This window comes from Colwellia sp. BRX10-4 (assembly GCF_014077465.1).
Taxonomy (GTDB): Bacteria; Pseudomonadota; Gammaproteobacteria; order Enterobacterales; family Alteromonadaceae; genus Colwellia_A.
In genome coordinates, this window is record NZ_JACGVZ010000009.1 from 31826 (window position 1) to 46814 (window position 14989).

Annotated in this window: 15 protein-coding genes; 8 read left to right on the plus strand and 7 right to left on the minus strand. The window is 36.7% G+C overall.

Annotated features, from left to right (window positions below; translation table 11 throughout):
• Positions 1-76: 76 nt before the first annotated feature.
• The 6 genes from hscA (at position 77) to H4J67_RS09180 (ending at position 7024) form a co-directional block, all read left to right on the plus strand.
• Positions 77-1939, plus strand: coding sequence for a Fe-S protein assembly chaperone HscA (gene hscA, locus H4J67_RS09155; protein WP_182203530.1), 1863 nt, complete (start codon positions 77-79; stop codon positions 1937-1939).
• A gap of 21 nt (positions 1940-1960) precedes the next feature.
• Positions 1961-2299 carry an ISC system 2Fe-2S type ferredoxin gene (gene fdx / locus H4J67_RS09160; protein WP_070376092.1) on the plus strand — a complete coding sequence of 113 codons (339 nt, stop codon included), beginning with the start codon at positions 1961-1963 and terminating at the stop codon, positions 2297-2299.
• 247 nt (positions 2300-2546) lie between these two features.
• Positions 2547-4934, plus strand: coding sequence for an EAL domain-containing protein (locus H4J67_RS09165; protein WP_182203532.1), 2388 nt, complete (start codon positions 2547-2549; stop codon positions 4932-4934).
• 116 nt (positions 4935-5050) lie between these two features.
• On the plus strand, positions 5051-5680 hold the full coding sequence (cobO, locus tag H4J67_RS09170; RefSeq protein WP_182171179.1) for a cob(I)yrinic acid a,c-diamide adenosyltransferase: 630 nt from the start codon (positions 5051-5053) through the stop codon (positions 5678-5680).
• A 160-nt stretch (positions 5681-5840) separates the two neighbouring features.
• A complete protein-coding gene (locus H4J67_RS09175; protein WP_182203575.1) occupies positions 5841-6404 on the plus strand; it encodes a cytochrome b in 564 nt (187 codons plus the stop codon).
• Between the two features lie 35 nt (positions 6405-6439).
• Positions 6440-7024 (plus strand): YceI family protein, encoded by a 585-nt coding sequence (locus H4J67_RS09180; RefSeq protein WP_182203534.1) that lies wholly within the window; start codon positions 6440-6442, stop codon positions 7022-7024.
• A gap of 210 nt (positions 7025-7234) precedes the next feature.
• Here the strand turns inward: H4J67_RS09180 and H4J67_RS09185 are convergent, their stop codons facing one another.
• On the minus strand, positions 7235-7969 hold the full coding sequence (locus tag H4J67_RS09185) for an EAL domain-containing protein (protein ID WP_182171184.1): 735 nt from the start codon (positions 7967-7969) through the stop codon (positions 7235-7237).
• Between the two features lie 220 nt (positions 7970-8189).
• Here H4J67_RS09185 and H4J67_RS09190 point away from each other — a divergent pair, with 220 nt between their 5' ends.
• Positions 8190-8522 carry a PBPRA1643 family SWIM/SEC-C metal-binding motif protein gene (locus H4J67_RS09190; protein WP_182171187.1) on the plus strand — a complete coding sequence of 111 codons (333 nt, stop codon included), beginning with the start codon at positions 8190-8192 and terminating at the stop codon, positions 8520-8522.
• Positions 8523-8654: 132 nt separating this feature from the next.
• Complete coding sequence (locus H4J67_RS09195) at positions 8655-10055, plus strand: hypothetical protein (protein WP_182203536.1); 1401 nt, start codon at positions 8655-8657, stop codon at positions 10053-10055.
• Between the two features lie 78 nt (positions 10056-10133).
• On the opposite strand, the gene H4J67_RS09200 is transcribed toward H4J67_RS09195, so the two are convergent.
• From H4J67_RS09200 to H4J67_RS09225, 6 genes are all read right to left on the minus strand, one after another.
• On the minus strand, positions 10134-10997 hold the full coding sequence (locus H4J67_RS09200; protein ID WP_182203538.1) for a hypothetical protein: 864 nt from the start codon (positions 10995-10997) through the stop codon (positions 10134-10136).
• Between the two features lie 10 nt (positions 10998-11007).
• Entirely contained in the window at positions 11008-11388 is a 381-nt protein-coding gene (locus tag H4J67_RS09205; protein ID WP_070376099.1) for a GntR family transcriptional regulator, read from the minus strand.
• A gap of 247 nt (positions 11389-11635) precedes the next feature.
• A complete protein-coding gene (gene lipA, locus H4J67_RS09210) occupies positions 11636-12604 on the minus strand; it encodes a lipoyl synthase (RefSeq protein ID WP_070376100.1) in 969 nt (322 codons plus the stop codon).
• Positions 12594-13217, minus strand: coding sequence for a lipoyl(octanoyl) transferase LipB (lipB, locus tag H4J67_RS09215; protein WP_220463210.1), 624 nt, complete (start codon positions 13215-13217; stop codon positions 12594-12596). Before lipB ends, lipA begins: the two co-directional genes overlap by 11 nt.
• Before the next feature lie 142 nt (positions 13218-13359).
• Entirely contained in the window at positions 13360-13623 is a 264-nt protein-coding gene (gene ybeD, locus H4J67_RS09220; protein ID WP_070376102.1) for a DUF493 family protein YbeD, read from the minus strand.
• A gap of 172 nt (positions 13624-13795) precedes the next feature.
• Positions 13796-14983 carry a serine hydrolase gene (locus H4J67_RS09225; RefSeq protein WP_182171195.1) on the minus strand — a complete coding sequence of 396 codons (1188 nt, stop codon included), beginning with the start codon at positions 14981-14983 and terminating at the stop codon, positions 13796-13798.
• Between the last annotated feature and the right edge of the window lie 6 nt (positions 14984-14989).

A 14989-nucleotide genomic window follows, 5' to 3' on the forward strand; every position in this document is an offset into this window, starting at 1 on the left:
CAAATCGATGTTTTTTTATTTACAATGAAATATCATACCGCCCGTTAATCGTAATCGAATATAAAAGAGTCTAAAAATGGCGTTATTACAAATAGCTGAACCTGGCCAAAGCACGGTTCCTCATGAACATCGCCTCGCCGCAGGTATTGATTTAGGTACAACTAACTCTCTTATCGCCAGCGTTAAAAGTGGTTTATCTGAAACCTTAGTTGATGACGAAGGACGAGATATATTACCCTCAGTGGTGAGTTACCAAGCGAATCAAGTCTTGGTAGGCCATGCTGCTAAAGCACATTCGGTAAGTGATCCAGAAAATACAATTGTCTCAGCTAAACGCCTAATTGGTCGTTCATTAGCTGATATCCGCAAAAAATACCCTTCACTGCCATATTCCTTTTCAGGTGACGAAAGTCATCCTAGCATCACTACACGTACTGGCGAAGTAAACCCAGTGCAAGTATCGGCAGAGATATTAAAAAGCTTAAAGCAACGTGCTGAACATACATTAGGTGGTGAGTTGACCGGTGTTGTTATCACTGTGCCTGCTTACTTTGATGATGCCCAGCGCCACAGTACCAAAGATGCGGCAAAACTTGCCGACCTTAAAGTTTTACGTTTACTTAATGAGCCTACTGCGGCTGCGGTCGCTTATGGTTTAGACAGTGGCAAAGAAGGTATTGTTGCCGTTTATGATTTAGGCGGTGGCACCTTTGATATCTCAGTATTACGTCTCAATAAAGGTGTCTTTGAAGTATTAGCGACCGGTGGTGATTCAGCGCTAGGTGGTGATGACTTTGACAATCTTCTTGTTGACCACATTATCGAACAGACGGGTTTGCAACGACCATTGTCAGCAACAACAGAGCGTCAATTGTTACAGCAGGCCTGTTACGTTAAAGAACAACTTACAGAAAATGAAGTTATTAATTTCTCATTAACGCTAGAAAATGGTGATGAAAAACATGGTGAAGTTAATCGTGTGATGTTTGAATCTTTAATCAATACCTTAGTAACTAAAACATTACGTGCCTGTCGACGCGCATTAAAAGATGCTGATATTAGTGTTGATGAAGTCATTGAAGTGGTGATGGTTGGTGGTTCAACACGTGTTCCTATCGTTCGCCAACAGGTTGAAAAATATTTTAATCGCTTACCGTTAACGTCTATTGACCCCGATAAAGTGGTTGCCATTGGCGCTGCGATTCAAGCCGATATTTTGGCGGGTAATAAGCCCGACAGCGATATTTTGTTACTTGATGTTATTCCTTTATCACTTGGCCTAGAAACGATGGGTGGATTGGTTGAAAAAGTTATTCCTAGAAATACGACAATTCCTGTTGCTAAAGCACAAGAGTTTACGACCTTTAAAGATGGCCAAACGGCTATGGCTGTTCATGTGTTGCAAGGTGAACGTGAGCTTGTTGAAGATTGTCGTTCGTTAGCTCGATTTGAATTGCGTGGTATCCCAGCGATGACTGCTGGTGCTGCTCATATTCGTGTTACGTTTAAAGTTGACGCTGACGGTTTATTAGAAGTGTCAGCCATGGAGAAGTCAACAGGGATTGAAACAGGTATCACGGTGAAGCCCTCTTTTGGTTTAGAAGAGCAGGAAATTACTCAAATGCTCAGAGATTCAATGAGCAATGCTCAGCAAGATATACAAGCGCGTATGTTGAAAGAACAACAAGTTGAAGCCTCACGAGTTATTGAATCAGTACAATCGGCACTGATTAATGACAGCGCATTACTAAATCATGACGAAATTACCACAATAAACAATGCAATAACCGCTTTAGCGAAGATTGCCCAAAGCACGGTTGCCGATGATATTGAAGCAGCTATTGAAATATTAAATGAAAGTACCGCTATTTTTGCTGAACGTCGTATGGATTCTTCGATAAAAACAGCACTAGCAGGACATTCAGTAGACGAAGTTTAAAAACTTTTAGGAGCTAAGAAAATGGCGAAAATTATATTCCTTCCTAACGAAGACTTATGCCCAGATGGTGCAGTGGTTGAGGCAGAAAAAGGTGAAAGTGTACTTAATGTTGCACTGCGTAATGATATTGGCGTTGAGCATGCTTGTGAAAAAGTATGTGCTTGTACTACTTGTCATATGATCATACGTGAAGGTTTTGATTCAATTGCAGAAAGTGATGAACTTGAAGATGACATGCTAGATAGAGCTTGGGGATTAGAGCCTGAGTCTCGTTTAGGCTGTCAAGCGCTTGTTGGTGATGAAGACCTAGTTGTTGAAATCCCAAAATATACGGTCAATATGGTTTCTGAAAACCACTAGTCATTTTTCTCAATTTGATAGATAGGGCAGTAACATGTTAATGTTACTGCCCTTTTTTGTTGTAGCACCCTATAACTATTTTTTAGGGGGGACTTTAGTCAACCTTTCCGTACGGCTAAATCAACTGTATTACTGAGATAAATAGACAGGACATTAAAAATTTGCTCTACTCACCATAAATATTTACGCGTTGTAATCGCTCAATAATAGTCAATATATTTTAAAAATAACTTTAGGCATAATGAATTTGTCCGAACTATCTAAATCAGAAACGATAAAAAGCTTAACCATCACTAATCAGTTTGCGACTGATATATTGTTATTAAATACCCCAAGTGAAATTTGGCAATATTTAGCTCAAAATATTGTCGAAAAATTAGGTTTTGAAGATGCCGTTATTTACACTTTAGATTCAGGGGGGATGACGTTAAGTCGAATGTCGGGCTTTGACAAAAAAAAATCCTTCAATGAGGCTGAAATTAGTACTAGTTCAATAAGAGATACTTCGTCTAACTCTATGATTATACCTTTTAATAAAGGTGTTATAGGGAAAGTTGCTGCGACTAAACAACCGATATTGGTAAAAGATACCCGTGAGTTTGAAAGCTATATTGTTGAGGATGAAACAACTTTATCTGAGTTAGCTGTTCCTATTTTATTTCAGCAGCAATTATTAGGTGTTATTGATTCTGAACATGCCAGAGTTAATTTTTATACTGAGTATCATCTGAAAACACTCACTGCGTTAGCAACAATTACCGCAATGAAAATTTCTCAAATTATTAAAGTCGATGGCCTAGAAGAGGTCATCGAAAATTTAGAGTATGCCAATAAAATTCAAGATGCACTGTTTGAAATAGCAGAAATTATCTTTAAAACTAAAAATATTGATGAGTTTTATCAATATTTGCACCAGTGTATTGGCAGACTGACCTTGGCGAAAAACTTTTTTGTCGCACTATTAAAAGATGATGGTCAAACAATAGATTTTCCTTATGCTATTGATGAGTTTGATGATAGCTCAACGTTTACTAGTATTAATATCGATCCTAATTTTTTAAGTATTACTGGTTATGCGTTAGCTAAAGACCAGCCTTTTCTATTTTATGAAGAAGATATTCAAAAGATGCTTGATGAAAAAGCCATCTATATTCGTGGTAACATCCCCAAAGCCTGGTTAGGAGTGCCTTTTGGTAGTGGGATAAATAAGGGCATAGTTGTCGTACAAAGTTATAGTACTGAATTCTTATTTCAAGAAAAAGACAAACAATTGTTAATGTTTGTTGCTAAGCATATCAATAATGCCATCGAAAGAATGGAGGCTAAACAAAAGTTACAATTTTTAGCCTTACATGATCCTTTAACCAATTTACCGAATCGTTCGCTATTCAAAGACAGAACCCAACATGCATTTTTACATTGCCAGAATAATCGCCAAGACAATATAGCGATATTATTTATTGATGTAGACAGGTTTAAGCAAATTAATGATACTTATGGTCATCATGTTGGCGACAAATTACTGATTGGTATAGCGCAAGCAATAATGACTAGATTAAGAAATACTGATACGTTAGCTCGCTTAGGTGGTGATGAATTTGCCATACTACTTGATGGGAAAATTGATTATGAGACTATCTGCCGTATAACTGAAAGTATTCTTGTCGCTACGGCCTCTGCCTTCAATATCGACAGTTTGAATATCTTTAGCAGTGTCAGTATCGGTATAGCGACTTATAACAATTCAAGTGAAAGCGCCGAACAATTATTGATTGATGCCGATCATGCGATGTATCAAGCTAAGTTGAAAGGGCGCAATCAGTATGTTTTCTTCGAAGCGCTCGAAGAACAAAATAAATCAACCAATGTCAAAGTTGAGTATGATTTTGATAATGCGGTTAAAAATTCAGAGTTTGTCGGTAATTACCAACCCTTGATTGATTTTGACAGTGGCAAGGTTATTGGTGCTGAAATACTAGTACGTTGGCAGCATCCTAAATTAGGGCTTTTGTATCCCGATTTTTTTATTCCCATTTTAGAAAAATCAGGTCAGATAGTACAGCTTGATCTTTATATGCTCAAGCTTGCGGTCAGTAAATTAAATTTATGGGTTGACTGGTTACCAAAACAATTTAAATTGAGTGTTAACGTTTCAACATCAGGTTTTGCATCTAAAGACTTTATTGGCTATTTACAAGACCAGCACCTGATATCTGCCGATATTACTGATCGATTATGTGTAGAAATCACTGAAGAAAGCCTCATCCTAAACGTTGACGCGGTCAAAAACCATTTAGACATTTTGAAAAGTATTAATATCTCGGTTGCCCTAGATGATTTTGGAACCGGCTTTTCATCGTTAAGTTATTTGCACCAATTTTCTTTAGACTTTTTAAAAATAGATAAAAGCTTTGTTGACGACTTAAATGCAGTCAATAGTAAGGTCTTGATACTGGAAGCTGTGGTTAATTTAGCTAAATCCTTAAATATTAAAACTACCGCAGAGGGGATTGAAACTGTGGAACAATATCAGAAGCTTAAAGAGATTGGTTGCGATTTAGGCCAAGGATATCATATTGCTAAACCATTACTTGAGAGCGACTTTAAGCGCTTCTTCTTAAACAGAGTAAGCTAAGGTTTGTTGTTAAATTAATATACCTTGACTTTAAGCCTTTCTGTCAATTATAAATAATGTATAAAAATATTAAAGCGCCGGGTACTTTCAATCGTTACCGTTAAATAGGAAATAATATGTGTGATTTACCCTCGGCGGCTGATAAAGCAGCGGCCAAAGAAAAAAAGCATATTGAACGTCAAAAGAAAATTAAAGCTAACGTTGACCAACGAATTGCTCAAGCAACAGAAGAACGTGGTGTTTTTGTAGTAATAACGGGTAATGGCAAAGGTAAAAGTACCTCTGGTTTTGGTACGGTATTGCGTGCTATTGGTCACGGCCAAAAAGCTGGTGTTGTACAGTTTATTAAAGGCACTCAATGGGAATGTGGTGAGATGAATATTCTCAAACAATTCGCTGTTAAGCACCATGTTATGGGAACCGGCTTTACCTGGGAAACACAAAGTACTGAAACTGATGTAGTAGCAGCAAAAGTTGCTTGGCAAAAAAGTAAGGAAATGTTGAGTGATGAAACGCTTGATATTGTTTTACTTGATGAAATGACCTACATGGTGACTTATGGCTATATTGAACTAGACGAAGTCATTGAGGCATTGAATAATAGACCTAAAATGCAGCATGTACTTATAACAGGACGCGCTTGTCATCGCCGTTTAATCGAGTTGGCTGATACTGTATCTGAAGTTCAACCAATTAAGCACGCTTTTAAAGCTGGCGTTAAAGCACAAAAAGGACTTGACTGGTAAAGTAGGTAATCTACTAAAAGCACGGGTCTCGTTATATTATCGACTTAATTAGAAGCTATATGGAAACAATGAATCACGCTTTAGCGACTTAATCTGTTCACGAAACCCCTGTAGTATTATTAACAGTAAACTAAATAGTAATATGCTAATGAACATCCAAATTAACATCAAAAACACCACAAAGCACTATGGCTGGGTCAGTATCTTTTTACACTGGTTCGTTGCGTTAACCGTTATTGGGCTCTTTGCTTTAGGCTACTGGATGGTTGATCTCGATTATTACAATCCTTGGAATAAACAAGGGCCTGATCTTCATAAAAGTATTGGTATACTCTTGTTCTTTGTAATGATTTTTCGTTTGATTTGGCGCAGCGCTCAGATAAAACCAAAAGCGCTTAAAACACATAGCGATACAGAAAAAAAACTTGGACATTTTATGCATGTATTTTTGTATACTGCGCTGTTTATTTTAATGATCTGTGGTTATTTAATTTCTACGGCTGATGGACGTGCAATTGAAGTTTTTCAGTTGATATCAATAATGAGTTTTGGTGAACTGTTTACTAATCAGGAAGACCTTGCCGGTGCGGTGCATAAATATCTTGCTTACCTATTGATGTGTTCTGTTGTTTTACATGCATTAGCAGCGCTAAAGCATCATTTTATCGATAAAGATAACACATTAACAAGAATGCTTGGTTATCAGCGTTTAAACAATCAATAGACTTTATTCATACGATTAAATAAAAAAGGACTCACATGAAAAAATTATTACTTGCCTCAATATTGCCAACGCTACTTATGACGTCTGCTTTCACACCCACAGTTAATGCAGCAGACTACATCGTAGATTACAAAGGCGCGCATGCTTCCGTTAACTTCAAAATTAAGCATTTGGGTTACAGTTGGTTAATGGGACGTTTTGATAAGTTTAGTGGCAGTTTTAGTTATGATGCAGCTGATTTATCTACGGCTAAAATTGAAATGTTGGTGGATACCACTAGCTTAAATACTAACCATGGCGAACGTGATAAGCATGTTCGTAGTGATGACTTTCTTGATGTGGATAAGTTTGGAAGTGCAAAATTTGTTAGCACTAGCATTACTGATAATGGTCAAAATAAATTAGCAATTAACGGCACTTTAACCTTACACGGTGTTAGTAAAGACATTATTATTGACGCGATAAAAATTGGTGAGGGTAAAGATCCTTGGGGTGGTTATCGTGTTGGCTTTAGTGGAACAACAAAAATTGGTTTAGCTGATTTTGGTATTCCAGACACGTTAGGACCTGCTTCATCACATGTTGAATTAGAATTACATATAGAAGGCATCAGAAAATAGTCATTGGTTAAACGTCTTACCGATGTTTTTATTTTTAGACACTATCAGATAATCATATTAATTTACTTGATAAAAATAAAGCCAGCATCAGTGCTGGCTTTATTTTTATAAAATTACAGCGATTTTATCGGTGATATTTATAAACAGTAATAGTTTTTATTGTGTTTATTTATATTTTTATTGAAAATAATACAAGAAGATTCTTATGGATTAACTTACCTTTTTAAATTTTTTTCGGTAAAAGAAGCCTTGAACAAAATCAACATTTAACTGTTTTGCGAAGCATAAATCTTCTGCGGTTTCTACGCCTTCTAAGATAACCTTTTTACCAGTATTTCGCGCATAGTTGATCATCGACTCAACGAGTAACATAAAGTTACGGTTAGACCTATTAGTGACGACATATCTGTCAAGTTTGATATATTCAACAAGCTGAATCACAGCCATCGACACCATAGACTGTGGATTACAGAGATCGTCTATAGCGGTATGAATGTTATTTTTTGATAGGTTATCAATCATCGCTAAGCTCATAATAGCGTCATTTATTTCTGAATTTTCGATGAGCTCAACAATGATTTTAGATTTTTTGAAATCTTTAAATAATTTCAAAAATGGATTGTCATCCTTTAAAGTCCCCGTTGAAAAATAAGAGTCTTGGTCTAAATTAACAAAAATGTCTATCTTACTGGGAGCATAGGCGAGTTGTAATTTTTTTTGTTGGTATTCTACTTGAAACAAACTGAGTGGACTGTCATGTAAAGAAGAATAAACAAGATCAGGTCGTATCGCTAAGTTATCTTTAGTAAAAAACCGTGATAAACATTCATAGGCAAATATTTCTTGGCTTTTGATGCAAACAATAGGTTGATATTCAACGCCATAGCGCTGACTTTCCATCAGATCTATCAAAGTGGAGGGTGGAAGATGAGTTTTATTTTTCATAAATGTTCAGGTTGCCATAGGACTAACCTGTCCTACAGCTTAAATATAATCTCCATTGTAAATGATAATCATTATCATGTGAAGCTGTTGGTTATATTGCTAATAAGATTAGCGCTATAGAAACATATAAATTTAGCTAAAATTACGTTTAGCTGTTAAAATTCGCGCGAATTTTTTAATGGCTGATTATTCGGCACTCACATTCAATTAAGGTGCTTTTATGTCTAAATTTTTTTATCGCGGTACTCCTGATGTTATGGGCACTCACGGCAGTGCAGGTTATAAACCTAATCGTGGCGTTAAGCTCGGTAGTGCAGCAAAACCATTAATGCTTGTTGTTGCATCAAAAGAAAGACAGCAAGAAGTTATCGCTATTGTTACTGAGCACAATTTTATTGCTAACATTGAAATTAATGCTGATGTAAAAGAAAATATTGTTGAGCTAGAAGCGGCATTAAATGTCCCTAAAACACAGCGTTTTGATAAAACACCGAACAGAAACGATCCTTGTTCTTGTGGAAGTACTAAAAAATATAAAAAATGCTGTGGATAAATGAGTCATAGCTTTAATAAAAAAGGCTGAGAAATTATTTCTCGGCCTTTTTTATTAAAGCAATTATGGTAAAAAGAGTAAAATTGACAGATACTTACCCCTCAGTTGTTGTTAATAGGAGAGGATCATTAAGTGAAAAAAATCAGCTTAACGCAAGATGAAAATTTATCATTTAAAGTTAGCCAGCAATTATCACCACAAGAATCACAACGTTTTGATCTTTATTTTTCTATTCCCGAAGAAATGGGCATTAATGCTATTACCCTCAGTGAAGATAATTACTTTCACAGCAGTATTCGAAGCCATAGTGCTTACTTTTCTCGCCAAGTGCATTTACCTTTAGTTCGTAGCCGATTTATAAGCCAAAAAAAGGGTGATCAGGGCGACTATCGCAGTAACTTAAACTTATTTTCTTATCAATTTAGGGTCGCACTCGAAACAGATATTAAGCAAGCCTTACAAAAAAAAGATATCGAAATTTTTTATCAATATGCACTTGAATTGGTTGAGCAAACACAAAGCTTGTTAAAAAAACTGCGCCGCTATACTCCTTTAGATCAAAAACTAAGTTCTTACTTTGAAAATGTAGATAATTACTTAAGCTGGTACACCGAACAGTCATTTCTTAATTTGCTTGCCAATGGACCAAAAAGCTCAGAACATGCAGAAACCCGAGAGGTGTTGTTTGCCTTGTGTCGCCAAGAAAATAATTACCGAACAGAGCGCCAGTATAATTCAAAAATTACGCTAGCAGACCCAAATCGTATCACTAACAAAATGCGCTTGTTGCAGCGATTAAGTGAATTCGGTGTGGTCTTTAAAAGAACCACTCATGACCTAGACAATAATCTAAGACGCTTAGTTCGTGGTAGCATTACCGCTGTCGTTATGGCGTTCGTGATGTCAATTGTGCTCAACGCTCGCTCAGCATTTAACGAAGTAACTTTAGTACTGATCACTTTTTTAGGGGTGATTTATGGTGTCCGTGAAATATTTAAGGATGATCTCACACGCTATCTTTGGCGAAAAATTCAGCGAGGACGACCCAAGTGGCAGCATGTATTTACCGATAGTATGTCTAAAAATAAAATGTCTATGCAAACCCTATGGCTTGATTATATTAAGAACAAAGACTTACCTGATATTGTTAATAAACATTTTCAACAACGCCGTCAACAAAACAAGCAAGCGGCACAACTTTTACATTTTCGCTGTAATTCAAAAGTTATTGCTAAAGAGTTTATCCCTGGCTTTAAAGAGATTCAGCACCAGATGTTTTTTAATTTAACACCTTTTGTGCGTTTTTTGAAAAAAGGAGAAGGGCGTTTATATGCCCTTGATGGCAGCAAGATATCTAATCAAGGTGTTGAACGACGTTATCAGATAAATTTAGCGGTTGTGCAAGAGCAAAAAATACCGGGTAATAAAACTAAACAATACATTCAGCGTTTTAAAATAACAATGAATCGTTCGAAAATCATTAACATCGAAGGGATGAAATCAGAACAAAATTTTGAAGGAAATCCACTTTAGTATAAGTTGGCCAGTTTATTTGCAAATATATTATTTGTCGTTGAACTGGCCATAATAAAATTAGCGGTTAATCAATCGCTAAACTATCGAATTATCGGCCTTATAAACATCAAAATCAATCGTCTCTATTTTAACGGTTCTAAGCATACCCCCAATACCAACAAAGGCAATAACTTGAAAGTAGATACTGTTAATAATTATCTCCATATAACCTAGTTGATAAACATCAACTGCTGTATTTGCCATTAAAAATAAGCTTAAGAAAATACTCACTGAGCCCATTGATTGTAAAGCAAATTGAGTTTGACTACTTCTATCTTTCACGGCTTGGTGGGGATCTAAACGTTTGCCGGTAAGGTGCCAAACGGCTAAACCAATAAAGAGTGCATATACTAAACTTAGTGTTACTATTTTAATCATCAAGTCGCTGGTAATCGCAAAATCATGAATATATAAATCAAATAAAATATAAGAAAATAATAACACCACAGCTGAAATAACCAATAAAGGTGAAACATAATTGAACAAGTGACGTGGGGTCAAATCTGCGGTACGACTGGTACGCTTATTGGCTTTTCTCATCAGTTTAAATTGTTTACACCCAGAGACTTCTAACAACATATAGGGGATAAACTGCACCATACCAAACATTAAGGGTAACCCTTCTGCAAATTTCTGCTTATCACTATAATCTTTTGACATCAAAACATAGAACCCCAGTAATATCAGACCAATAACCAGTATTATTTGATTAAGTAATCGATAACGAACCTTAGCTACGTTCACCTGTTCAGTTGACTCAGGGTAAAGTTTTGGATAACTCTCCGGCGGAAAATTTTTTAAAACCCCATCAATTTTTTTAATTATTTGCTTAGGGTAATAGTATGAAATGAGTATAATTTGGCTTAAAAATAATGTGTAAAATAAAATGTTAATAGACATCTTCTGCTCCTTAATTGTTTTTACTGTTCATTGCACTACTAAAAGCAATACGTATTTCTGAGTCGGTTACCCCTGCCGTTTTACAGGCAGAAATAGCATTATCTAACTGTGCTAAAACATCAGCATTTAAATCCATCTTACTATTTACGATTGCATCAGGGTGAACAAAGGTACCTCGATAACCTTTGCTTTGAATGACTAAGTCTCGTTCTAATAATTTGTAAGCTTTAGCAACAGTTTTACTGTTGAGCTCTAAATCATTAGCCAATTGTCTAATCGAAGGAAGTGGGTCTCCCGGTCTAACCTTATCGCTAATAACCGCTGATTTTATTTGTTCAACGAGTTGTGTAAATAACGGCATCGGATCTTCTATATTAATGGTAATTTCCATATTTCTTTGTCTGCTCCAGTTGTTCCGTGTGTGGTGATGGTACAACTATAACATCGATCAAGGCAAGTAAAAATAGTTTGTTTTTTGAACTATTGAGGTATTAAGAAAAGTGTTTTTGATTTATATTAATAAAATCATGTTCTTGCGTGGATGTGTGGGTACAGAGGTCGTATACAATAAAGCCTGAATATTTCGGTGATATCAGTGATATCGAGATATTCAGGCTTAAGGTTATTTACAAAGGGGATTACTTAACTTCTTCTCCTGCGGCTTGTTTATCAGCATGATAGCTTGAACGCACTAAAGGCCCACAGGCTGCATGGTTAAAGCCCATCTTAATAGCTTCAGCTTGATACATATCGAAAACATCAGGGTGAACGTAGCGTTCTACCGGTAAATGATGTTTACTCGGCTGTAAATACTGACCAATGGTAAGCATAGTGACGCCATGGCTTCGGAGGTCGCGCATAACTTGTAAAATTTCTTCGTCTGTTTCACCTAAGCCAACCATTAAACCTGACTTTGTCGGAACTTCTGGATTGGCTTCGCCAAATTTTTTCAGTAAATCTAACGACCATTGGTAGTTAGCGCCTGGACGTGCTTTAGTATAAAGACGTGGTGCTGTTTCTAAATTATGATTAAATACATGTGGAGGATTAGCATTTAAAATTTCTAAGGCACGGTCCATACGACCACGAAAATCAGGGACTAAAATCTCAACTTTAGTATTTGGTGCATGTATAGCTATTTCAGTAATACAATCAGCAAACTGTTGAGCGCCACCATCACGTAAATCATCACGGTCAACCGAAGTGATCACCACGTATTTCAGTTTCATATCTTTAAGTGTTAGTGCTAACTTTTTAGCCTCATCGACTTTAGGGGCTAAAGGTCGACCGTGGCCAACATCACAAAAAGGACAACGGCGTGTACAGATATCACCTAAGATCATAAAAGTGGCGGTACCGTGGTTAAAACACTCGGATAAGTTTGGACAAGAAGCTTCTTCACAGACTGAATGTAAGTCATGTTTACGTAGCGCTGCTTTTATACTGTCAATCCGTTCTGTCGTACGAGGTAGTTTAATACGTAACCATTTAGGCTTTCTAAGCATGGTTTCACGCTCTGAGGGCACAATTTGAATAGGGATATGCGCCATTTTTTCTGCATCACGCATTTTTGTGCCAGGGATAACTCGAGTTGTTTTAGTGGTCATTCATTTCGTCCCAACCAGTTTTATAACTGATATTATTGGTATTTAATAATTTAGCGAGGTGTTTTACTAAGGATTCACCTGCTTGAGCAGTATCTGTTAATTGACTGATATCGGCTGTTTGCACCATTTCTAGTCCTTGATAACCACAAGGATTTATCCGAAGAAAGGGTGATAAGTCCATATTTACATTCAGTGCCAAACCGTGAAAAGAGCAACCTTTACGCACTCGTAAACCTAACGATGCAATTTTCTTTTCGCCAACATAAACCCCTGGTGCGTCAGGTCTAGCTTTGGCGATAATGTTAAAATCAGCTAATGCGGCAATTAAGCCATTTTCAAGTAGTGTTACTAAATCACGCACGCCCATCTTTCGTCGACGTAAATTTATCATAAAGTAGATAACTTGTTGACCAGGGCCGTGATAAGTCACTTGTCCGCCACGATCTACTTTTACTACTTCTATATCACCCGGCATTAACAAGTGTTCTTCTTTACCTGCTTGCCCTTGTGTGAAAACGGCTGGATGCTCGACTAACCAAAGTTCATCTTGAGTGTCTTCGTTACGATCATCGGTAAATTTTTGCATCCCTTGCCAAACTTTGGTGTAGTCCATAGTGGCAAGTTGTCGAATGATTAACGAATTTTTCAAGTTTATACTTCACTTAATTCTATTGATGTCGATTATATCCAAATAATAATGGGAATACACCGGACAAATACTAAGGTTATTATCGTTACGCAAAAGCGTCATTTTTTTAAAGAACGTAGCGGACGATATCAATAGCCGTTAATTCTGTATAAATTGTTTCGATATGCTCTTTACTGGTAACCGTCACCGCAATTGAAAGCGAATGGTAAGTCCCTTTCGAACTGGCTTTAATTTTAGGAGAGTAATCACCGGGTGCATGCTTTTGTAGTTCATTAATCACTAAATCAGGTAATTCGTCGCAAGCAACGCCCATAACTTTAAAGTTAAGTACGGTCGGAAATTCTAATAATTCATCAAACTTGGTTTTCATTTTCTCTCTCTAAATAGTACTTGGTCAGTAGTCAATCTGGGGGTATTTTATCATTAATCAAATAAAATGTGATCATTGTATTTACCGCTTTTATTATTAATCACCATTTTGTCTTAATAATAAAAAACTCGGCATGAGCCGAGTTTAAAATGACACATTTTTTATTTGCTAACTAGTTCACAAATTGTAGTTTCACATAGTCGACTAACTTGCTGAACATGCCGCCTTCATTAACTTCTTGCAAAGTTACTAATGGGTATTCTGCAATGTCTTCGCCGTCTAAGCGTAAAAATAGTTTACCAACAACGGTTCCCTTAGCTAACGGTGCTTTTAATTGTTGGTCAAGTTCGATACTGGCTGCTAAATTTTTACGTTGACCACGCGGAACTGTAATAGGTGTATCGAGTAAAATACCCAAGTCGACTTCTTTTACATCGCCCATCCAAACTCTATTGGTAGCAAATTTATCACCCGCTTTATAAGGGGTATAGGTTTCGAAGAAGCGAAAGCCATAATTAAGTAACTTTTTACTCTCAACTTTTCTTGCTCGTTCGCTTTCCGTCCCCATAACGACACTAACTAAGCGCATTCCGCCTTTGGTAGCGGATGAAACTAAACTGTAACCTGCCTGAGCGGTATGACCAGTTTTTAAACCGTCAACATTCATGCTTTTATCCCATAATAAATTATTACGGTTGTATTGTTTAATATTGTTATAGCTAAAAACTTTTTGGCTATAAATTTTATATTCTTCTGGTACATCTCGAATAAGTGCCATTGCCAGTGTTGCCATATCACGGGGTGTTGTCTTGTGTTCTTGGCTGTCTAGACCGTGGCTGTTTTCAAAATAACTAGAACTCATTCCTAGTTCTGCCGCATAACCATTCATTAACTGAGCAAAGGTACCTTCGCTACCGGCAATATGTTCAGCCATAGCAACACAAGCATCATTACCTGAAGCGACAATAATCCCTTGATTTAATAACTCTACAGAAACTTCAGTACCAACTTCAATAAACATAAGCGATGAACCCGGGAAGTTCTTTGCCCAAGCTTTTTCACTGACTTTAACTAAGTCAGTGTTGTTGATATTGCCACTGGCTAATTCTTTACCTATGATATAACTGGTCATCATCTTTGTTAAGCTAGCGGGCGCTAACAAAGCATCGGCATTACTCTCTGCAAGAACTTTACCTGTATTGAAATCAATAAGGATATGACCTTTTGCTTTAACTTCTGGTGGTGAGGGAATAATGGTTAATGCTTGGGAAAAAGATGAAAAAGTTAAAAAAATTGCGCCTAAAAGGCAGAGAAGTTTTGTTGAGGTTTTAGCCGTTTTTTTAGCTAATGGGTAAGTCATAATATT